Source organism: Paraburkholderia sp. FW306-02-B, from assembly GCF_058782725.1.
Window position 1 is genome coordinate 3975912 of the sequence record NZ_JBYSXZ010000001.1, and the last position, 19414, is coordinate 3995325.

Consider the following 19414-nt stretch of genomic DNA (forward strand, 5'->3'; position numbering starts at 1 on the left):
AACCGATAGGATCGATCCACCGCCTTGAAGACCACTCAGCAGCATCTGGAATTCACCGCACCGCGCGAAGACAACGCGCGGCTCGCCAACCTCTGCGGACCGCTCGATGAAAATCTGCGGCAGATCGAGCAGGCGCTCGACGTGACGCTGCAACGCCGTGGCCATCGCATCGCGATTCGTGGACGCGGCGCGAAACTCGCGCTCACCGCGCTCGAAAACTTCTACAACAACGCACGCGAGCCGCTGTCGGTCGACGACATCCAGCTTGCGCTCGTCGAAGTGCGCAATCCGGCGCGCCATCGCACGAACGGCAAAGGCAGTGAAGAAGGCGATGCGCGTTTCCCCGGCAATCCGGATCATCCGTTCGACCAACCGGCCGACAACGATGACGAAGACCTCGAAGAACTCGGCCCGAAGCTGTACACGCGGCGCGCCGATCTGCGCGGCCGCACACCGGCGCAACGCGAGTATCTGAAGCAGATCATCTCGCACGACGTGACCTTCGGCGTCGGTCCGGCGGGTACGGGAAAGACGTATCTCGCGGTGGCTTGCGCGGTGGATGCGCTGGAGCGCGATCAGGTCAAGCGCATCGTGCTGACGCGTCCGGCCGTCGAAGCGGGCGAACGCCTCGGTTTCCTGCCGGGCGATCTGGCGCAGAAGGTCGATCCGTATCTGCGCCCGCTGTACGACGCGCTGTACGACCTGCTCGGCTTCGACAAAACCGCGAAAATGTTCGAGCGGCAGATGATCGAAATCGCGCCGCTCGCGTACATGCGCGGCCGCACGCTGAACCACGCGTTCATCATCCTCGACGAAGCGCAGAACACCACGCCCGAACAGATGAAGATGTTCCTCACGCGAATCGGCTTCGGCTCGAAGGCGGTGGTCACCGGCGACACGACGCAGGTGGATTTGCCGCGCGGCGCGAAGAGTGGGCTGATCGAGGCGCAGCAGGTGCTGTCGGACGTGCGCGGCATTGCGCTCACGCGCTTCACCAGCGCGGACGTGGTGCGGCATCCGCTGGTCGCGCGAATTGTGGAGGCATACGATGCGCATTCGCAGAAAGCCGCCAATCCGGCGGATTCTCGTTGATTGGCGTCGATTACCGTTGAAAATGCAGTTGGAAATGCGGTTGAAAATGCCGTCACAAAGAAAGCAACAAATCGATCACGCATGAGCCGCGCTCCGAAACTGACGTTGAATCTGCAATTCCCCGCCGCCAAGGCCTGGCCGGAACACAAAGCGCTGCTGCCACGCGCCACCGTGGCCGGCTGGATCCGTGCGGCGCTCTTCGCGGACGGCGAACTGACGGTGCGCTTTGTCGACGCCGAAGAAGGCCGCACGCTGAACCGCACCTATCGCGGCAAGGATTACGCGACCAACGTGCTGACCTTCGCGTACGCCGAATCCGAAGACGACCCGGTGACCGGCGACCTGATCCTGTGCTGTCCGGTGGTCGAGAAAGAAGCCGCCGAGCAGGGCAAGCCGCTCGTCGCGCACTATGCGCATCTGCTGGTGCACGGCACGCTCCATGCGCAAGGCTACGATCACGAGGTCGAGGAAGAAGCCGAGGAAATGGAAGCGATCGAAACTGAAATTCTCGGCAAGCTCGGTTTCCCCGATCCTTATCAATAGCCGCCGACATCGTCGTTTAAAGCCACCGTGAGCACCTCCTCCCCTGAAGCCGACACCCGCCAGCCCTGTCCGGACTACCCGCCGGCGCTCGGCGAATCGCGGCTGCTCACGGACGAGGAGCTGCGCGCGTCGCTCGAATGCACGTTGCGCGACTGGGACCGCAAAAGCGATCTGTGGCTGTTCGGCTATGGCTCGCTGATCTGGAATCCCGGCCTGCCCACCGTCGAAGCGACCCGCTCCAAGGTGCATGGTTACCACCGTGGGCTGTATTTGTGGTCGCGTGTGAATCGCGGCACGCCCGAACAGCCGGGCCTCGTGCTCGCGCTCGATCGCGGCGGCTCCTGCACCGGTATTGCGTTTCGCCTGGCCGCCGAGGGCGCGATGCCGCATCTCGACGCACTGTGGCGCCGTGAAATGGCGATGGGTTCGTACCGTCCGGCATGGCTGCCGTGCGTGCTCGCCGACGGCCGGCGCGTCGATGCGCTCGCGTTCGTAATGCGCCGCGACGTGTCCACCTACACAGGCAAACTACGCGACGACGTCGTCAAAACCGTGTTCGGTTGCGCCTGCGGCCGCTACGGCACGACGCTCGACTACGTCAGCCGCACCGTGCATGCGCTGCGCGAAAGCGGCATGCCGGACCGCGCGCTGGAAGCGCTGCTCGAGCGTTGCCGTGAGGAAAGCGGCGAGGCAAGGCAGTAGTCAGGCCGGCGCTCGGGACGAAAGCGGCAGCTACTCAGGTCCGCCGCCGGACGGCCACCGGACGGCCACTGCGGGTGCAGCCCGCGGACAACCGGGCAACACCCGCTTCGACGGCACCGGTGCCGCCTACTGCGCCACAAGCCGCACTTTTTTGCTTCAGAACGCTTTTCCTCGCGTTATCAGTTAGGATTGACCTATGCCCCGCGTCTAGCGACGGGGCAGTTTCACGGCTGCTTCACTCAGCGCCTCGCCCGGCGGGACACGGTCCTGCCATGTGCCTGGTGTATCCTTAATGCTCTGCAACAGCGCGCCCAGTCTTGCCGGGCGCACTACCATGAACGACACGTATCCCAGTCGACGCCAAATCGACAAACCGCAGGAAAAGCGCTCACTCCTCGAGCGACTGACCGACTTCATCTCGCCTGAGCCCGACTCGCGCGGCGAACTTCTGGAAATTCTGCAGGACGCGCACGAGCGCAACCTGATCGACGCCGACTCGCTGTCGATGATCGAGGGCGTGTTCCAGGTTTCCGAACTCAGCGCGCGCGACATCATGGTGCCGCGCGCACAAATGGACGCGATCAACATCGCGGACAATCCCGCCGAATTCATCCCCTACGTGCTGGAAAAAGCACACTCGCGCTATCCGGTTTTTGAAGGCAATCGCGACAACATCATCGGCGTGCTGCTGGCCAAAGACCTGCTGCGCTACTACGCCGAAGAGGAATTCGACGTGCGCGGCATGCTGCGCCCCGCCGTGTTCATTCCGGAGTCGAAACGCCTGAACGTGCTGCTGCACGACTTTCGCGTGAATCGCAATCACCTCGCAGTCGTGGTCGACGAATACGGCGGCGTTGCCGGCCTGATCACGATTGAGGACGTGCTGGAACAGATCGTCGGCGATATCGAAGACGAATACGATTTCGACGAGGAAAGCGGCAACATCATCGCCTCGCCGGACGGCCGGTTCCGCGTGCGCGCGCTCACTGAGATCGAGCAGTTCAACGAGGCATTCGGCACGCATTATCCGGACGAGGAAGTCGATACGATCGGCGGCCTCGTCACGCATCACTTCGGACGCGTGCCGCATCGCGGCGAAAAGGTCCGCATCGACGATCTGATCTTCGAGATTCTGCGCGGCGATGCCCGCCAGATTCACATGCTGCTGGTACGCCGCGATCCGCTTGCCGGCCAGCGCGAGCGCGACGCGCAGCACGTGCAGACCTGAGCCGCGTCACTTCTTCGTTTCTTCAACTCCTCACGCCGACCGCGCAACAATGGCCGACCCGATTACTTCCCGTTCGCGCCGCGGCGTGAGTTCCGCTGCCGCCCAGGAAACACGCGGCCGCGCACTGCCCCGCTGGCACTATCTCGTCGCTTTGGCCGCCGGTGCGGCCAACACGCTTTCGTTTGCGCCGACGCCGCACGGCGGCTGGCTCGAACTCGCGATCTTCACGTTTTTCTTCACGTGGCTCACACGCGCGACCGGCTGGAAGAGCGCCGCGCTGACGGGCGGCGCATTTGGCTTCGGCAACTTCGTCACCGGCGTGTGGTGGCTGTACGTCAGCATGCATGACTACGGCGGCATGGCCGCGCCGCTGGCAGGCGCGGCGGTCGTGCTGTTCTCGTTGTATCTGGCGCTTTATCCGGCGCTGGCCGCGGGCGTCTGGTCGTTCTGCGCCGGTCATGCACGCAACGGCACACTCGACGACGACAAACCCTTCTCGCCGACCTTGCACGGCGCGCTGGCTTTTGCCAGTGCCTGGGCAATCGGCGAATGGTTGCGCGGTACCGTGTTCACCGGTTTTCCGTGGCTCGCGAGCGGTTATGCGCAGGTCGACGGCCCGCTCGCCGGCTTTGCGCCGGTGGCGGGCGTATACGGCGTCGGCTGGATGCTGGCGCTGGTGGCGGCGTTGATCGCGCAGGCTTTGATGCGGTTGCGCGAGCCGCTCGATGCTGCTCAAGGGCACATTGGGGCTAAGCGCGGTGGCGCGCGCGTCGCTGTGCCGGCGCTGATCGCGGTTGCGCTGCTTGCGGCCGGCCTGCTGCTGCCGCTCGCGCAATGGACCGTGCCGGCCAACGCGGCGCTCACCGTGCGCCTGCTGCAAGGCAACGTCAAGCAGGAGATGAAGTTCGAGGAAGCGGGCATGCGCGCCGCGATCGACCAGTTTCAGCAGATGATCACGTCGAAGCCCGCCGACCTGATCGTCACGCCGGAAACGGCCATTCCGGTACTCGCGCAACAATTGCCGCTGCAGTTTGCGTCGGCGGTGCGCAACTTTTCGGATACCACGGGCACTGCGGTCCTGTTCGGCGCGATCGGCGGCACCATTACGCCGGAAGGTCAGGTGATCGACTATACGAACAGCCTGTTCGGCGTCACGCCGGGCACCCGCGACGTGTATCGCTACGATAAGCACCACCTCGTGCCGTTCGGCGAATTCGTGCCGTGGGGTTTTCGCTGGTTCGTGAATCTGATGCGCATTCCGCTAGGCGATTTCGCACGTGGCGCGCCGGTGCAGAAGCCGTTCATCGTGCATAACCAGCCGGTCGCCGTCGATATTTGCTACGAGGATATTTTTGGCGAAGAGATCGCGCGGAGCATCCGCGAGAGCGATACGCCCGCGGGCGTGCTGGTCAATTCGACGAATCTCGCCTGGTTCGGCGACACGATCGCGCTCGATCAGCATTTGCAGATTGCACGGATGCGTTCGCTGGAGACCGGCCGGCCGATGCTGCGCGCGACCAACACCGGCATGACGGCTGCGATCGATGCGAACGGGAAAGTGCTTGGGCGCCTGACGCCTTACACGGTCGGCTCGCTCGATGTGACGGTGCAAGGGACCTCGGGCAGGACGCCGTATGTGACGAGCGGCAACAACACGGTGCTGGCGGTTTCGTTGTTCCTGCTGGCGTTCGGCTTTGCGTTCGGGCCGGGGATTACGCGGCGGCGCAACGGCAAGAATTGAAGCTGCGATAAAACGCCGATACTTAACGGGACAGGGGGACGCAGACAGGCCTCTGATCCCCTTGATTGACTTGATCCGCTATGCAATTTTTCCCTGATCCCCTAAGGAAACGCTGAACAAAGCAGCATCGTGTAACGCTATTCACACGATGCGGAGTCTTTCGTGATCCGACCGCGGATTTGCCGACAAGCCGCTGAGAATTTTCACTTCTGCGGGGCTTTTGCCCCCGTTTTTGCGCTCTATGCTGCCGTGCAGACGGAGTTCTCCATTGATTGCAGCAACGCTTTCTTTGCAATCACCAAATTTCCCAGCGCCGTACTGCGCACCATTTTTAGCCAGCCCCCGGTAGCGAGCCTTCTTGTGGTTGAACAGGTTCTTCACCACATGAAACGGATGTTCAACCCGCGCCCGGATTTGCGCTTTGACCTTTTCCAGAGCCTGCGTCAACTGCTTCAGCGGCCCTTCGGCCATGCCCTTGAGCTTGACACGCTTCACCGCGACCAACCAGCGCACTTGCGTCTTGATGGCACCGTCGGCTTGCGCCTTCACTATCTCTTCGCGCTTTTGCACCCCCGTGTAACCCGCATCGAGAAACACGTGATCCTCTTGACCATGCAGCACCTCATGGGTGTGCGCCACATCAGACTCGTTGGCCGCCGTGTAGTGCGTGCTGTGCACCAGACCCGACTCAGCGTCAACGCCCACGTGCGCCTTCATCCCGTAGTACCGCTGATTACGCTTCTTCGTTTGATGCATCTCAGGGTCGCGCGCCTTGTCTCGATTCTTCGTCGAGTGTCGGCGCGTTGATCACGGTGGCATCCACCATCGTTCCCTCGCGCATCATCAGCCCGCGCTCGCGCAAGTGCACGTTGATTTCCTCCAATAGCACCGCAGTCAGCTTGTGTGCCTCCAGCAGCCGGCGAAACTTCAGCACCGTGGTCGCGTCCGGCGCCTCCTCATGTCCCAGATCGATACCGACAAATTGCCGAATGGCTGCGCTGTCGCTCACCGCATCTTCCAACCCTTTGTCGGACAATGCGTACCATTGCTACACAAAGTACAGCCGCAGCATGCGCTCCAGCCCAATCGGCGGACGCCCCTCGTTCCCTTCGGGTAGTAGGGCTCCAATGCCCCCAGCAAGCGCGACCACGGCACGACTCGCTCCATCTCACTCAAGAATTTCTCGCGCCTCGTAACCCGCTTCTTGCCTTGGTGTTCCGCACTCGCAAAACTGATTTGTCGCATCCGCGTCGCTCTGTCGTCGTTCCAGCTCTAACAACGCTTCACTAAGTCACAGCGTTTACAAACTCGTCGATTAAATCAGTGTTTCCCTAACGGTGGAGTAGAGGCAAAACAGAAAAAACGTGTTCCGCCCATGCCTCCATCAATGGTGGCCTTTGTTCAAACAGCTAGGCTGACCGCAACTGGAAATCCCGACTATCCCAAAAAAAACAGCATGAAATCAATCTGTTAGCATCCAACCTTTCATTCATTGAAAGGAAATATTCAGGATTACTCAAGCTTGCGAAACTGAAGGTGTACGCGTGGTGCTGAGCGCGCCGCAACTCGCGGCCGTGCTGTCGAACCAGTCAATTAGCCCTCGCGAGATGCTGAGCAACCGGCTATGGGGCGGTTGGCAAGTGGTCGGCGGCGTGCTGGAAATGGCGGGAGCGGCGGCGCTATGCATTGCGCCGGAGCCCACGGGCTTGACCAAGCTGGGGTGTATTGCGTTCGGCGTACACGGTTCGGACACAGCAGCGGCGGGGGCGCGTCAGATGTGGACGGGGCGGGATACGATCACGCTGACACAACAGGGTACGAGCAAACTGGCTGAGGCGATGAAGGCGCCGCCGGAGATGGCGAACAACATTGGCTTGTCGCTAGACATCGGGGTGTCGTTTGGTGTCGCCGGGATCGTGAAGGCGGCGCGCGTCGGCAGCGTGACGATGGGTCGAATTAATTTGCTGCGGCATGAGGCGACTGCAGCCAATCCTCAACTTGGAGGGCATACGATCCTAAAACATGTTGGGCGGACGGAAGCGCAGTTGAGGGAGCGCTTGCTAAAAGAGCCAACGAAAAAGACTGTGTCGTCCTTTGCAAACCTACAAGTTGCCGAGCGGGCTATTTCGGGGGTCATGCAAACCAATGCCATGCGCATCAAAAACTGGGCGCAATCGTCCCCGGGCTATGTATTGGTTCTGGAGAAACGAATGACAGAGGATGTAGGTTACGGAGTAGTTCGCAAAACAGGTGAATTTACTCCGATGAAAAACGTAGTAGTTGTCATTAAGCATGAAGAATATAACGGCATGCCCCATTATGTACTATCATCATATATTAACCCATAGTGAAGAAAATGAGCAGCGAATCGAAATATCCAAATCTTGACATTCTGTTTGGTGGATACCTCAATCAGGATTCCGATTTATGGGGTGACACTATTCAGGAGATTGTGACATGCTATAGAAACGGAATTACTCCTGAGATGCGCCAAGCCGCAGTGTCTGAGATTGATAGACTCAGGTCGATTCATGTTAATGACTTGGAGGCCGCATTCGAGGAAGCCTATGGTTATGATTTTGGCCCTGAATTATGGGGATATACGGTCACCTCATTCCTTGATGAGCTAAAGAGACTTTTGCAAGAATAGTCTGTCGTGCCACCATTAGCCAGGCTGGAATAACCTCAGATAGTGACTGGTTAGTTATGGGTGTTACGTCGCGCGCAGAACAATCAGGAAAGGGTGGCGCGGGTGCTATTCTGGCGCTACCGCTGCAACAACCACAGCGGGTTTGGAGGCCAGATTGTCAGAGGCATCTCGTTACCGTGAAAGCTGGCTAAGTGTTCAGGCGAAATTGATTTGAAACTTAGTGCCGTATGCGCCGAGTAGGCTGCGGGCCTCGTCGTCGATGGTTTCCTTCGTCCAGGTGACGAAGTTACGCCAATGGTATTTGGCCTGCGTCCAGACGATCTCAATGAGATTGAGTTCGGGACTGTATGGCGGCAGATAGAACAGTTGCATGCGATGCTCGCGTAGCCAGCGCTCATGCACTTCGGGATCAATGGCATGATGAATCGAAGCGTCGTCGAGTACCACCACGGTTGGACGCTCATCGCCCTGCAGGGCGATCTGCTCGAGGAACTCGACGACAGCGCCCCCGTTGATCGACGAGCTCGTGACATGGTGAGTCAACGCGTTGGCTCCGAAGTCGAGCGCGCTGAGCACCGAGCGCCGGCAATGGAAGCGAGGTTCGACACAATGAGGCAGGCCGCGCGGTGACCACGCTCTTTGCACCGGAGGCGACGCGGCAAAGCCCGCTTCATCGAAATAGACCAGGCGGACTGCGTTGGCGCGAGCGGCGCATTGCAGTTTTTCCAGGGTGCCTGATTTCATCTCAAAGTCTTCCTGGTTGCGCTTTTTTTGAGCGAGAAACGATTGCGCCTGAAGGAGAAGCCTTCCCGCCGAAGGGCGACCGACAAGGTTTCCAGTGCGCACGGCATCGGCTCGCCATGCACGACCGCCATGCACGACTTCAATGCGTCTCGCGATTTGCCGGAGCGTCATGGACTCTGTGCGTGCGACTTGCGTCGCGGTGGCCAGCATGCCTTCGGACAGCGCGCGGGGACGACTGCCTTTATGGCCGGTCAGCAAGCCGCAAACGCCACGCGTGCGCCCAGTTGTAGACCGATTGATCGCTGACGCCAAGTTTCGAGGCAATCTCGGTCAGCTTGACCCTGCGTCCGAGCAACAGCACGCCTGCGGCCCGGGTGCGCGCGTCGCGATGTTTGTGGTTTACGGACAGCTGTTGCAACGTTTGATCCTCGGCCTCGGTCAGTTCTACGACACACTTCATCGGTACCCCAGCGTAATGACGACGCCGAAAGTTAACAAAATTCAAACGCGTTTACCAGCAACACTTATTCAAAAATCACTCGCCAAAGCACCCATGCCGCTCGCTCAGTTCGCCGGCACAGTATCAATAAACGACTGGCGCAGCGACAGCTTCTGGAAATGCTTGTCCAGATTCGGATACGCTTCGCGCCAGTTCAGCTCGGGCATGCGGAAATCGAGGTAGCCCAGCGCGCAACCCGCTGCGATATCCGCGAGCGTGTAGTGATTGCCCGTGCACCAGGGCTTGGTGCCCAATCCTTGCGACATCGCGATCAGGCCTTCGTCGATCTTGCGTTGCTGCCGCGCGACCCACGCGTCCAAGCGCTGCTCGGGCGCGCGCTGGGTGCCCTCGAGGCGAATCAGCACCGCCGCGTCCAGCATGCCGTCGGCCAACGCCTCCCAGCAGCGCACCTCGACGCGCTCGCGCCCCGACTGCGGAATCAGCTTGCCGACCGGCGAGAGCGTATCGACGTACTCGCAGATCACCCGCGAATCGAACACCGCTTCGCCGTCTTCCATGACGAGGCACGGCACCTTGCCGATCGGGTTGAAGGTGTGAATCGTGGTATCCGGCGCCCAGACGTTCTCCAGCACCAGCTCGTAGTCGATCTTCTTGTCGGCCAGCACAATGCGCGCTTTACGCACGAACGGGCTGCCGAGCGAACCGATGAGTTTCATCATCACATCTGCCCTTTTCTTGAATTCGGCGAAAGTATAAGTGGTCGGCGGCATTCCGAGTGCGGCGCCCCATCTTCGCAAGCCGCGTGGATGCTGGCTGTGGATGGATAGCAACATTGCCGCGCTGGAGGCCGGGCGTCTACCAGGCTAAACGGCCGATTGACTGAAAGACAGACGCGGCGCTACCGCCGTCGCGCGTCTTATCGGCACACTGCGCCAGCCTGCCGCGCGAGGCAAGCTCCGCCATCCCGACCACCCGTATCCGCACAAAAAAAGTCCGCGCATTGGGCGCTACAATCGCACGATGAACCAGCCGACCGAACCCACCATCGCCATCGACGTTTACCGCACGCGCCGCGAGCGCGTACTCGCCGCGCTGCGCGCCGCGGGCGGCGGCGTCGCCATCGTACCCACCGCGCCGGAAAAGCTGCGCAACCGGGACGCCGATTACCCATACCGGCACGACAGCTACTTCTACTACCTGACCGGCTTCACCGAACCCGAGGCGCTGCTGGTGCTCGACGCAAGCGCCGCGCCGGGCGAGCCGGCTTCGATCCTGTTCTGCCGCGCGAAGAACGTCGAGCGGGAGACGTGGGAAGGCTTCCGCTTCGGCCCGGATGGCGCGCGCGAGGCGTTCGGCTTCGACGCCGCATTCGCCATCGGCGAAGTCAATGCGCAACTGCCGCGCATTCTGACGGACAAGCCATCGCTGCATTACGCGCTCGGCACGTCCGCGCAACTGGACGAACAGGTACGCGGCTGGCTCGACGCGGTGCGCGCGCAGGGCCGCAGCGGCGTCGCGGCGCCCACCGCCGCGCGCGATCTCATCCCGTTGCTCGACGACATGCGGCTCATCAAGGACGATCACGAGCTCGCGATCATGCGCCGTGCCGGAAAAATTTCCGCACAGGCGCATCGCCACGCGATGGCCGCGTGCCGGCCTGGCGTGCGCGAGTACGAGCTCGAAGCCGAGTTGCTGTACACCTTCCGCAAATTCGGCGCACAGGCGCCGGCTTACACGTCGATCGTCGCCGCGGGCGCGAACGCCTGCGTGCTGCACTACCCGGCCGGTAACGCCATCGCCCAGGACGGCGACCTGATCCTGATCGATGCGGCCTGCGAACTCGACGGCTACGCGTCCGACATCACCCGCACCTTCCCCGCCAGCGGCCGCTTCACCCCGGCGCAGCGCGAGCTGTACGACATCGTGCTGGCCGCGCAGCAGGCTGCCGTCGACGCCACCCACGCCGGCGCCAGCTTCGACGATCCGCACCAGGCCGCCGTGCGCGTGCTGTCGCAAGGCCTGCTCGACACGGGCATCGTCGACCGCACGAAATTCAAGTCGGTCGACGACGCGCTCGCCGAGCGCGCCTATGCGCCGTTCTATATGCACCGCACCGGCCACTGGATCGGCATGGACGTGCACGATTGCGGCGACTATCGCGAGCGCGGCGCGCCGCGCGACGAAGCGGGCGCGCTGCCATGGCGCACGCTGCAAGCATCGATGACGCTGACCATCGAGCCCGGTCTGTATATCCGTCCGGCCGAAGGCGTGCCGGAGCGCTACTGGAACATCGGCATCCGCATCGAGGACGACGCGATCGTCACGCCGCACGGTTGCGAGCTGATCACGCGCGACGTGCCGGTCGCCGCCGACGAGATCGAAGCGCTGATGCAGGAAGCCCGCGCGGCCCATGAAGCAAGGAAGTAACCCGCAATGAACGACGTTTCCCAGTCGGCAGTGATCCTGAAACCCGCCGCGTCCGACGCCTCATTCGATTTCGACGTGACCATCGTCGGCGCCGGCCCGGTGGGGCTCGCGCTGGCTGGATGGCTGACGCGCCGCAGCGCGACGCAGGCGCTGAAGATCGCGCTGATCGATGCGCGCGAGCCGGAAGACTCGATCGTCGATCCGCGCGCGATTGCCGTGTCGCACGGCAGCCGGATGATTCTCGAACCGCTGCGCTGGCCCGCCGACGCCACCGCGATCCAGCGCATCCACGTATCGCAGCGCGGCCATTTCGGCCGCACGCTGATCGATCACAGCGAACACGGCCTGCCGGCGCTCGGTTACGTGCTGCGCTACGGCTCGATCGTCCATGGGCTTGCCGAAGCGGTCCACGCAAGTCCGGTGCACTGGTTTCGCTCGACTTCCGCGTCAGCACCGGTTCAGGAGCATGACGGCGTCACGCTGCCGGTCGAAACCGCGGGCGTCACGCGCCATCTGCGCACGCGCATTCTGGTGAACGCCGAGGGCGGTTTGTTCGGCGACCAGAAAACCGGCAAAGGCGCCGGCAAAGGCGGCACGCGCGATTACGGGCAAACCGCGCTGGTCGGCACGGTCAGCGTATCGGCGCCGCAACCGCACGTTGCATGGGAGCGCTTCACGTCGCAAGGGCCGATCGCGCTGCTGCCGATGGGCGGCGTGCGCGGCGCGGACTACGCGCTGGTCTGGTGCTGCGCGCCGGACGAAGCCGCGCGCCGTTCACAGCTCTCCGACGAGGCATTCCTGCGCGAACTCGGCGCTGCCTTCGGCGACCGCATGGGACGCTTTACGCAGATCAAAGGACGCGCGTCGTTTCCCTTGGGGCTGAACGCGGTCGATACGCTGGTCAAGGGCCGCGTGGTCGCGATCGGCAACGCGGCGCAGACGCTGCATCCGGTGGCGGGTCAAGGTCTGAATCTCGGCCTGCGTGACGCGCACGCGCTCGCCGACGCGCTGTCAGCAGAAGGCGCCACGCCGCTCGCGCTGGCCGAGTTCGCCCAGCGCCGCGCGCTGGACCGGCGCCTGACGATCGGCGCCACCGACACGCTCGCGCGCCTCTTCACCGTCGACTTCCCACCGCTGGCGATCGTGCGCGGCCTCGCACTCACCGCGCTCGAATTCGTGCCGCCGGTGAAAACCGCGCTGGCACGGCAAATGATGTTCGGCCAGCGCCGCTGAGCGCGCCGCTCGCTCGCGCGCTGCGTCGACATGACAGCAAGCGCGAGCGGTGCCGGTTCTATGAACCGGGGCACTTTCATAGAGGATTTAATGAGTTACGACAGGCTCAAGTCGGGTGCCGGCTATCCGTTAACGCTAAAATAACGGTTTTCCCTCGCATTTCGCGAATGCTCCGGTTGACAGAATCTGAAAAGAAACTGAAACAATCGGCTGCGCGCGCGGCCACGTCATGCCTACTCTCGGCTCCCACAATCTGCGTAATAACCTGTTCGTCGCCCCGATGGCGGGCGTGACCGACCGGCCGTTCCGGCAGCTTTGCAAGCGGCTGGGCGCGGGCTATGCGGTGTCGGAAATGGTCGCGTCGAACGCGCAGTTGTGGAAAAGCGAGAAAACCATGCGCCGCGCCAACCACGCTGGCGAGGTCGAGCCGATCGCGGTGCAGATCGCCGGCGCCGATCCGGCCATGATGGCCGAAGCGGCCCGCTACAACGTCGCCAACGGCGCGCAGATCATCGACATCAACATGGGTTGCCCGGCCAAAAAGGTCTGCAACGTCGCGGCCGGTTCAGCGCTGCTGCAGAACGAACCGCTGGTGCAACGCATCGTCGAGGCGGTGGTCGGTGCGGTGGGCGCGGGGCCCGATGCGGTGCCCGTCACGCTGAAAATCCGCACCGGCTGGGACCGCGACAACAAGAATGCCTTGACCGTTGCGCGTCTGGCCGAAGCCGCCGGCATTTCGATGCTGACCGTGCACGGCCGCACGCGCGCCGACCTGTATCACGGCGACGCCGAATACGAGACCATCGCCGCGGTGAAGGCGGCGGTGCGCATTCCGGTGGTCGCCAACGGCGACATAGCGTCGCCACAAAAAGCGCGCGAGGTGCTCGCCGCCACCGGCGCCGATGCAATCATGATCGGCCGCGCGGCGCAGGGGCGCCCGTGGCTGTTCCGCGAGATCGAGCATTTCCTGCAAACGGGCGAGTTGCTGCCGCCGCCGCGCATCGACGAAATCCAGCAGGTGATGAACGAGCATCTCGAGGATCACTACGCGTTCTACGGCGAATTTACGGGTGTGCGCACTGCGCGCAAGCACATCGGCTGGTACACTCGCGGCCTTTCTGGCGCCAACGTGTTCCGGCATCGCATGAATACGCTGGACACCACGCGCGAACAACTCCTCGCCGTCAACGAGTTCTTCGACGCACAAAAGGCGATTTCCGACCGCCTCGTCTACGTCGAAGAAACGCTCAACAAGAACGACGGCGAGCCGGACCAAACCGACCGACTAGCAGCATGAGCAAGAACAATATCGAACAATCTGTCCGCGACAGCCTGGGAATGTATTTCCAGGACCTCGACGGCTCCAATCCGCACGACGTCTACGACATGGTTATTTCGTGCGTAGAAAAACCGTTGCTCGAGGTGGTGCTCGAGCAGGCCGGCGGCAATCAGTCGCTGGCCGCCGAGTATCTCGGCATCAACCGCAATACGCTGCGCAAGAAGCTGCAACAGCACGGTTTGTTGTAGTTTCCCGGCGCCCCGCCACGTTTTCCTTCGGCTTTTCGTCTTCATCATGATCAAGCAAGCGCTCATCTCCGTTTCCGACAAGTCCGGCATCGTCGACTTCGCCAAATCGCTGTCGGACCTCGGCGTCAAGATCCTGTCGACCGGCGGCACCGCGAAACTGCTCGCGGACGCGGGCCTCTCCGTCACCGAAGTCGCCGATTACACGGGCTTCCCGGAAATGCTGGACGGGCGCGTGAAAACGCTGCATCCGAAGGTGCATGGCGGGATTCTCGCGCGCCGCGATCTGCCGGAACATATGGCGGCGCTTGAAAAGCACAACATCCCGACGATCGACCTGCTGGTCGTGAATCTGTACCCGTTCGTGCAGACCGTCTCGAAGGAAGAATGCTCGCTCGAAGACGCGATCGAGAACATCGACATCGGCGGCCCGACCATGCTGCGTTCCGCTGCGAAGAATCATCGCGACGTGACGGTGGTGGTCGATCCGGCCGATTACGCGACGGTGCTCGACGAAATGCGCGCGAACGGCAACACGGTTGCGTACAAGACCAACTTCCGTCTCGCGACCAAGGTGTTCGCGCACACCGCGCAGTACGACGGCGCGATCACGAACTACCTGACGAGCCTGACCGACGAACTGCAACACTCGTCGCGCAACACTTACCCGGCTACCTTCAACCTGGCTTTCGACAAGGTGCAGGATCTGCGCTACGGCGAGAACCCGCACCAGAGCGCCGCGTTCTATCGCGACCTGTCGGTGCCGGCCGGCGCGCTGGCGAACTACAACCAGTTGCAAGGCAAGGAACTGTCGTACAACAACATCGCCGATTCCGATGCAGCGTGGGAATGCGTGAAGACCTTCGACGTGCCGGCCTGCGTGATCGTCAAACACGCGAATCCGTGCGGCGTGGCAGTGGGCGCGGACGCGAACGAAGCGTATTCGAAGGCGTTCCAGACGGATCCGACCTCGGCGTTCGGCGGCATCATCGCGTTCAACCGCGAAGTCGACGAAGCGGCGGCCCAAGCGGTGGCCAAGCAGTTCGTCGAAGTGCTGATCGCGCCTTCGTTCAGCGCGGCGGCTCGCCAGGTGTTCGCGGCCAAGCAGAACGTGCGTTTGCTGGAAATCGCCTTGGGCGAGGGCCACAACACGTTCGATCTGAAGCGCGTCGGTGGCGGTCTGCTGGTGCAATCGCTCGATTCGAAGAACGTGCAACCGCGCGAATTGCGCGTCGTCACGAAGCGTCATCCGACGCCGAAGGAAATGGACGATCTGCTGTTCGCATGGCGTGTTGCGAAGTACGTGAAGTCGAACGCGATCGTGTTCTGCGGCAATGGCATGACACTCGGCGTCGGCGCGGGCCAGATGAGCCGCGTGGACTCGGCGCGCATCGCAAGCATCAAGGCGCAGAACGCAGGTTTGACGCTGACCGGTTCGGCAGTGGCGTCGGATGCGTTCTTCCCGTTCCGCGACGGCCTCGACGTGGTGGTGGCAGCGGGCGCGACCTGCGTGATCCAGCCGGGCGGCTCGATGCGCGACGACGAAGTGATCGGCGCGGCTGACGAGCACAACATCGCGATGGTGGTGACCGGCGTGCGTCACTTCCGGCATTGATGGATTCAGGCTTGGCGGACGGCGCCGGCTTCTCTGTGAAGCGACGGTCGCTGGTCTAGCTTGAGCGAAGCGGCCTGGCAGCGTTTTCTGCCGGGCCGTTTTTTATTCCGGCTACATCACAGCACACCGGCCGCCATGCGGCGGGTTCGTTGTAGTATCGCAAGCACTTCGTCTTTACCGCACGTGCGGCACCTCATGAGAATTCTCGGCATCGACCCTGGCTTGCGCGTGACCGGCTTCGGCGTGATCGATCAAAGCGGACACACGCTCAGCTACGTCGCGAGCGGCGTCATCAAGACCGCCGACGCCGATCTGCCGTCGCGCCTCGGCACCATTTTCGAAGGCATTTCGACGTTGATCCTTCAGCATTCGCCCGATCAGTCCGCGATCGAAAAGGTGTTCGTCAACGTCAACCCGCAATCCACTCTTCTGCTCGGTCAGGCGCGCGGCGCCGCGATCTGCGGACTGGTGGCGGGCGGCGTACCGGTCGCCGAATATACGGCCCTGCAATTGAAGCAGGCGGTGGTTGGCTATGGCCGCGCGACCAAGGAGCAGATGCAGCAGATGGTGGTGCGGCTGCTCAACCTATCCGGCGTGCCAAGCACCGACGCCGCCGACGCGCTCGGCATGGCGATCTGCCACGCGCATGGCGGCAGCACGCTCAGTACGCTGGGCGGCATTGCGCCTTCGCTGGCGAAGAAGGGTTTGCGGGTGCGGCGCGGGCGCTTGGTGGGATAGTCGAAGTCGCGCTCAGTTCCGGCTCGCCAGCGCCAACCGGCAGGCCAGCCCGGCAAACACGGTCCCCAGCAGATATTGCGGCACCCGCGACGGCCGGCGCCCCGCCGACAGCTTGCGGCTCAATTTGCTCGCCATCAGAATCACCGCCCCGTTCACGCAGAAACCGATCAGATTCAGCACGGTTGCCAGAACCATGATCTGCAACGCCACCGAGCCCGCCTCGGGCCGCACGAATTGCGGAAACAGCGCGAGCACGAACAACGCGACTTTCGGATTCAGCAGATTGGTGAAGAGACCTTGCCGGAAAATACGGCCGACCGGATAACGGCTCATCGACGCATTCGGCGACAGCACGGTGCCTTGCGTGCGGAAGGTTTTCCATGCGAGATACAGCAGATACGCGGCGCCGGCGAAACGCACAACGTCATAAGCCATCGGCACCGCCAGAAACAGCTGCGACAGACCGAACGCGGCGGCCAGCGCGTGACAGTAGGTGCCGACCAGAATGCCGGCCAACGATGCAAAACCCGCAGAACGCCCCTGGCTCACGCTGCGTGAAGCGATCAGCAACATGTCGGGGCCGGGCGTGGCGGTCAACGCGAGACACGCGCCGGCAAACAGCGCGAGCGTGGTGAGGCTCAGCATGGAAGCCCCTTTTGGTTCGTTGGGGCGAGAACCCGCCAAAAGGGATCTCAGTCTAGGGGGCCGCCTCGCGCCGGTCAACCGCGATTGCGCATAACGCGGCACGCGCCGCTGTCCCGATTCGCCGTCGTTATTTCTCGCCGCGCTTTTGCATCGTGCCGCCACGCCTGCTGCGCACTCGCTGCGCTACACTCGCTCTTTCTCTAAAGATTGAATCCGCCATGATCGGTCGCATTGCCGGCGTTCTGCTGGAAAAAAACCCGCCGCATCTGCTCGTCGACTGCAACGGCGTCGGCTACGAAGTCGATGTGCCGATGAGCACGTTCTACAACCTGCCGTCGAACGGCGAACGCGTCGTGCTGCTCACGCAAATGATCGTCCGCGAAGACGCGCATCTGCTGTACGGTTTCGGCACCGCCGGGGAGCGCTCGACCTTCCGCGAGCTGCTGAAGATCACCGGCATCGGCGCGCGCATGGCGCTCGCGGTGCTGTCGGGCATGAGCGTGCACGAACTGGCGCAGACCGTCACGATGCAGGACGCGGCGCGTCTGACGCGCGTGCCGGGCATCGGCAAGAAGACCGCGGAGCGGCTGCTCCTCGAACTGAAGGGCAAGATCGGCGCCGATCTCGGCGCGATGGCAGGCGCGGCGTCGGCATCCGATCACGCCTCCGATATCCTGAACGCACTGATCGCATTGGGTTACTCCGAAAAAGAAGCGTTGGCGGCCATCAAGAACGTGCCGGCCGGCACCGGTGTTTCCGAGGGCATCAAACTCGCGTTGAAGGCGCTATCCAAGGGCTGAGCGAGAGCTGAGCCTCAAGCCTTGGCGATTAGCCCTGCGTGCGATGAGTAAAGCTTCGCATACGCTTGCCCGCGCCCCGAAGGAAGCCCCCTTGGGGGCCGAGCACCTTGGCCATTCGGCTGGGTTCTGCAACGGGCGGCCCCCCAAGGGGGGCTTCCTTCGGGGCGCGCGCGGTACAATGACCGCATGATCGAAACCGACAAACTCGCCGCCGAGCGCATCATCGCGGCCACGCCCGTCTCGCCGAACGAAGAAGCGTTCGAGCGCGCGTTGCGCCCGCGCCAGCTCGAAGAATATGTCGGGCAGGAAAAAGTGCGCGGTCAGCTGGAAATTTTCATCGAGGCTGCCAAACGCCGTTCCGAATCGCTCGACCACGTCTTGCTGTTCGGCCCGCCGGGTCTCGGCAAGACCACGCTCGCGCACATCATCGCGCGGGAAATGGGCGTCAATCTGCGGCAAACCTCCGGCCCGGTGCTCGAACGCGCGGGCGACCTCGCCGCACTGCTCACCAATCTCGAAGCCAACGACGTTTTGTTCATCGACGAAATTCACCGGCTTTCGCCGGTCGTCGAGGAAATTCTGTATCCGGCGTTGGAGGATTATCAGATCGACATCATGATCGGCGAAGGGCCGGCCGCGCGCAGCGTGAAGCTGGATCTGCAGCCGTTCACGCTGGTCGGCGCGACCACCCGCGCGGGCATGCTGACCAATCCGCTGCGCGACCGTTTCGGCATCGTCGCGCGGCTCGAGTTTTATAACGCCGAGGAACTGGCGCGTATTGTCACGCGTTCGGCGTCGCTGCTGCATGCGCAGATCCATCCTGACGGCGCGTTCGAAATCGCCAGGCGCGCACGTGGCACGCCGCGGATCGCGAACCGGCTGCTGCGCCGCGTGCGCGATTTCGCCGAAGTGAAAGCCGACGGCAACATCACCGCGCAGGTCGCTGACGCCGCGCTCAGAATGCTCGACGTAGATGCGGTCGGCTTTGACCTGATGGACCGCAAGCTGCTCGAAGCGATCCTGCACAAGTTCGACGGCGGCCCGGTCGGCGTCGACAATCTGGCGGCGGCGATCGGCGAAGAGCGCGACACGATCGAAGACGTGCTCGAACCGTATCTGATCCAGCAAGGCTTCTTGCAGCGCACGCCGCGCGGCCGGGTCGCCACGCTGCTGACGTATCGCCATTTCGGTCTCGCCGCGCCTGATGCTTCGAGCCCTGTGCCCGGCCTGTGGGATTCGGCCGCGTCCTGAGCCGGTTATCCGTCGCGTGAG

General features: G+C 62.7%; 19 protein-coding genes and 1 pseudogene. 15 read left to right on the top strand and 5 right to left on the bottom strand.

Translation table 11 applies throughout. The features are described 5' to 3' along the window. The first annotated feature begins 24 nt into the window (after nt 1–24). From AC3WOG_RS17710 to lnt, 5 genes are all read left to right on the top strand, one after another. Nucleotides 25–1092 (top strand): PhoH family protein, encoded by a 1068-nt coding sequence (locus tag AC3WOG_RS17710; protein ID WP_492579183.1) that lies wholly within the window; start codon nt 25–27, stop codon nt 1090–1092. Between the two features lie 81 nt (nt 1093–1173). Beyond that, entirely contained in the window at nt 1174–1635 is a 462-nt protein-coding gene (gene ybeY, locus AC3WOG_RS17715) for an rRNA maturation RNase YbeY (protein ID WP_341314331.1), read from the top strand. A gap of 27 nt (nt 1636–1662) precedes the next feature. Beyond that, nucleotides 1663–2337: a gamma-glutamylcyclotransferase gene (locus AC3WOG_RS17720; RefSeq protein WP_492579184.1), complete on the top strand. Its 675-nt coding sequence runs from the start codon at nt 1663–1665 to the stop codon at nt 2335–2337. A 334-nt stretch (nt 2338–2671) separates the two neighbouring features. Further along, nucleotides 2672–3565, top strand: a complete 894-nt coding sequence (locus tag AC3WOG_RS17725) for a CorC family transporter (RefSeq protein WP_492579185.1) — start codon at nt 2672–2674, stop codon at nt 3563–3565. Between the two features lie 49 nt (nt 3566–3614). Beyond that, entirely contained in the window at nt 3615–5306 is a 1692-nt protein-coding gene (gene lnt, locus AC3WOG_RS17730; protein WP_492579186.1) for an apolipoprotein N-acyltransferase, read from the top strand. A 239-nt stretch (nt 5307–5545) separates the two neighbouring features. On the opposite strand, the pseudogene AC3WOG_RS17735 reads toward lnt, so the two are convergent. Further along, a pseudogene (locus tag AC3WOG_RS17735) lies at nt 5546–6551 on the bottom strand (IS5 family transposase). 266 nt (nt 6552–6817) lie between these two features. Between AC3WOG_RS17735 and AC3WOG_RS17740 the strand changes: the two are divergent. Further along, the gene (locus AC3WOG_RS17740; protein WP_492579832.1) at nt 6818–7654 is read left to right on the top strand and encodes an RNase A-like domain-containing protein; all 837 of its coding nucleotides are present in this window, start codon (nt 6818–6820) and stop codon (nt 7652–7654) included. A gap of 8 nt (nt 7655–7662) precedes the next feature. Then, nucleotides 7663–7956, top strand: a complete 294-nt coding sequence (locus tag AC3WOG_RS17745) for a contact-dependent growth inhibition system immunity protein (protein ID WP_492579187.1) — start codon at nt 7663–7665, stop codon at nt 7954–7956. A 195-nt stretch (nt 7957–8151) separates the two neighbouring features. Here the strand turns inward: AC3WOG_RS17745 and AC3WOG_RS17750 are convergent, their stop codons facing one another. The 3 genes from AC3WOG_RS17750 to AC3WOG_RS17760 form a co-directional block, all read right to left on the bottom strand. Next, nucleotides 8152–8958 carry an IS630 family transposase gene (locus AC3WOG_RS17750; protein WP_492579188.1) on the bottom strand — a complete coding sequence of 269 codons (807 nt, stop codon included), beginning with the start codon at nt 8956–8958 and terminating at the stop codon, nt 8152–8154. Then, nucleotides 8942–9160, bottom strand: a complete 219-nt coding sequence (locus AC3WOG_RS17755) for a helix-turn-helix domain-containing protein (protein WP_492579189.1) — start codon at nt 9158–9160, stop codon at nt 8942–8944. Before AC3WOG_RS17755 ends, AC3WOG_RS17750 begins: the two co-directional genes overlap by 17 nt. Before the next feature lie 104 nt (nt 9161–9264). After that, on the bottom strand, nt 9265–9879 hold the full coding sequence (locus AC3WOG_RS17760) for a glutathione S-transferase C-terminal domain-containing protein (protein ID WP_492579190.1): 615 nt from the start codon (nt 9877–9879) through the stop codon (nt 9265–9267). Between the two features lie 301 nt (nt 9880–10180). On the opposite strand from AC3WOG_RS17760, the gene AC3WOG_RS17765 reads away from it, so the two are divergent. The 6 genes from AC3WOG_RS17765 (at nt 10181) to ruvC (ending at nt 16697) form a co-directional block, all read left to right on the top strand. Next, entirely contained in the window at nt 10181–11587 is a 1407-nt protein-coding gene (locus AC3WOG_RS17765; RefSeq protein WP_492579191.1) for an aminopeptidase P N-terminal domain-containing protein, read from the top strand. A 6-nt stretch (nt 11588–11593) separates the two neighbouring features. Beyond that, a complete protein-coding gene (locus AC3WOG_RS17770; protein ID WP_492579192.1) occupies nt 11594–12820 on the top strand; it encodes a UbiH/UbiF/VisC/COQ6 family ubiquinone biosynthesis hydroxylase in 1227 nt (408 codons plus the stop codon). A 229-nt stretch (nt 12821–13049) separates the two neighbouring features. Continuing rightward, nucleotides 13050–14117: a tRNA dihydrouridine synthase DusB gene (gene dusB / locus AC3WOG_RS17775; protein WP_492579193.1), complete on the top strand. Its 1068-nt coding sequence runs from the start codon at nt 13050–13052 to the stop codon at nt 14115–14117. Beyond that, nucleotides 14114–14347 (top strand): Fis family transcriptional regulator, encoded by a 234-nt coding sequence (locus AC3WOG_RS17780; RefSeq protein WP_007180440.1) that lies wholly within the window; start codon nt 14114–14116, stop codon nt 14345–14347. The genes dusB and AC3WOG_RS17780 overlap by 4 nt, the downstream gene beginning before the upstream one ends. A gap of 46 nt (nt 14348–14393) precedes the next feature. Next, nucleotides 14394–15959, top strand: coding sequence for a bifunctional phosphoribosylaminoimidazolecarboxamide formyltransferase/IMP cyclohydrolase (gene purH / locus AC3WOG_RS17785; RefSeq protein ID WP_492579194.1), 1566 nt, complete (start codon nt 14394–14396; stop codon nt 15957–15959). 195 nt (nt 15960–16154) lie between these two features. Further along, nucleotides 16155–16697, top strand: coding sequence for a crossover junction endodeoxyribonuclease RuvC (gene ruvC, locus AC3WOG_RS17790; protein ID WP_492579195.1), 543 nt, complete (start codon nt 16155–16157; stop codon nt 16695–16697). Nucleotides 16698–16709: 12 nt separating this feature from the next. Here the strand turns inward: ruvC and AC3WOG_RS17795 are convergent, their stop codons facing one another. Then, nucleotides 16710–17342 carry a LysE family translocator gene (locus AC3WOG_RS17795; RefSeq protein WP_492579196.1) on the bottom strand — a complete coding sequence of 211 codons (633 nt, stop codon included), beginning with the start codon at nt 17340–17342 and terminating at the stop codon, nt 16710–16712. A gap of 218 nt (nt 17343–17560) precedes the next feature. Between AC3WOG_RS17795 and ruvA the strand changes: the two genes are divergently transcribed. Together ruvA and ruvB are read left to right on the top strand one after the other, a co-directional pair. Further along, nucleotides 17561–18142 carry a Holliday junction branch migration protein RuvA gene (gene ruvA, locus AC3WOG_RS17800; RefSeq protein ID WP_492579197.1) on the top strand — a complete coding sequence of 194 codons (582 nt, stop codon included), beginning with the start codon at nt 17561–17563 and terminating at the stop codon, nt 18140–18142. Nucleotides 18143–18328: 186 nt separating this feature from the next. Further along, the gene (gene ruvB, locus AC3WOG_RS17805) at nt 18329–19393 is read left to right on the top strand and encodes a Holliday junction branch migration DNA helicase RuvB (protein ID WP_341314320.1); all 1065 of its coding nucleotides are present in this window, start codon (nt 18329–18331) and stop codon (nt 19391–19393) included. Nucleotides 19394–19414: the final 21 nt, after the last annotated feature.

Excerpts from the sequence above, each read along its gene's own strand:
- ybeY (WP_341314331.1), top strand. The coding sequence starts at position 1,174 with ATGAGCCGCGCTCCGAAACTGACGTTGAATCTGCAATTCCCCGCCGCC.
- AC3WOG_RS17725 (WP_492579185.1), top strand. The coding sequence starts at position 2,672 with ATGAACGACACGTATCCCAGTCGACGCCAAATCGACAAACCGCAGGAA.
- lnt (WP_492579186.1), top strand. The coding sequence starts at position 3,615 with ATGGCCGACCCGATTACTTCCCGTTCGCGCCGCGGCGTGAGTTCCGCT.
- AC3WOG_RS17745 (WP_492579187.1), top strand. The coding sequence starts at position 7,663 with ATGAGCAGCGAATCGAAATATCCAAATCTTGACATTCTGTTTGGTGGA.
- AC3WOG_RS17755 (WP_492579189.1), bottom strand. The coding sequence starts at position 9,160 with ATGAAGTGTGTCGTAGAACTGACCGAGGCCGAGGATCAAACGTTGCAA.
- AC3WOG_RS17760 (WP_492579190.1), bottom strand. The coding sequence starts at position 9,879 with ATGATGAAACTCATCGGTTCGCTCGGCAGCCCGTTCGTGCGTAAAGCG.
- AC3WOG_RS17765 (WP_492579191.1), top strand. The coding sequence starts at position 10,181 with ATGAACCAGCCGACCGAACCCACCATCGCCATCGACGTTTACCGCACG.
- AC3WOG_RS17770 (WP_492579192.1), top strand. The coding sequence starts at position 11,594 with ATGAACGACGTTTCCCAGTCGGCAGTGATCCTGAAACCCGCCGCGTCC.
- dusB (WP_492579193.1), top strand. The coding sequence starts at position 13,050 with ATGCCTACTCTCGGCTCCCACAATCTGCGTAATAACCTGTTCGTCGCC.
- AC3WOG_RS17780 (WP_007180440.1), top strand. The coding sequence starts at position 14,114 with ATGAGCAAGAACAATATCGAACAATCTGTCCGCGACAGCCTGGGAATG.
- purH (WP_492579194.1), top strand. The coding sequence starts at position 14,394 with ATGATCAAGCAAGCGCTCATCTCCGTTTCCGACAAGTCCGGCATCGTC.
- ruvC (WP_492579195.1), top strand. The coding sequence starts at position 16,155 with ATGAGAATTCTCGGCATCGACCCTGGCTTGCGCGTGACCGGCTTCGGC.
- AC3WOG_RS17795 (WP_492579196.1), bottom strand. The coding sequence starts at position 17,342 with ATGCTGAGCCTCACCACGCTCGCGCTGTTTGCCGGCGCGTGTCTCGCG.
- ruvA (WP_492579197.1), top strand. The coding sequence starts at position 17,561 with ATGATCGGTCGCATTGCCGGCGTTCTGCTGGAAAAAAACCCGCCGCAT.
- ruvB (WP_341314320.1), top strand. The coding sequence starts at position 18,329 with ATGATCGAAACCGACAAACTCGCCGCCGAGCGCATCATCGCGGCCACG.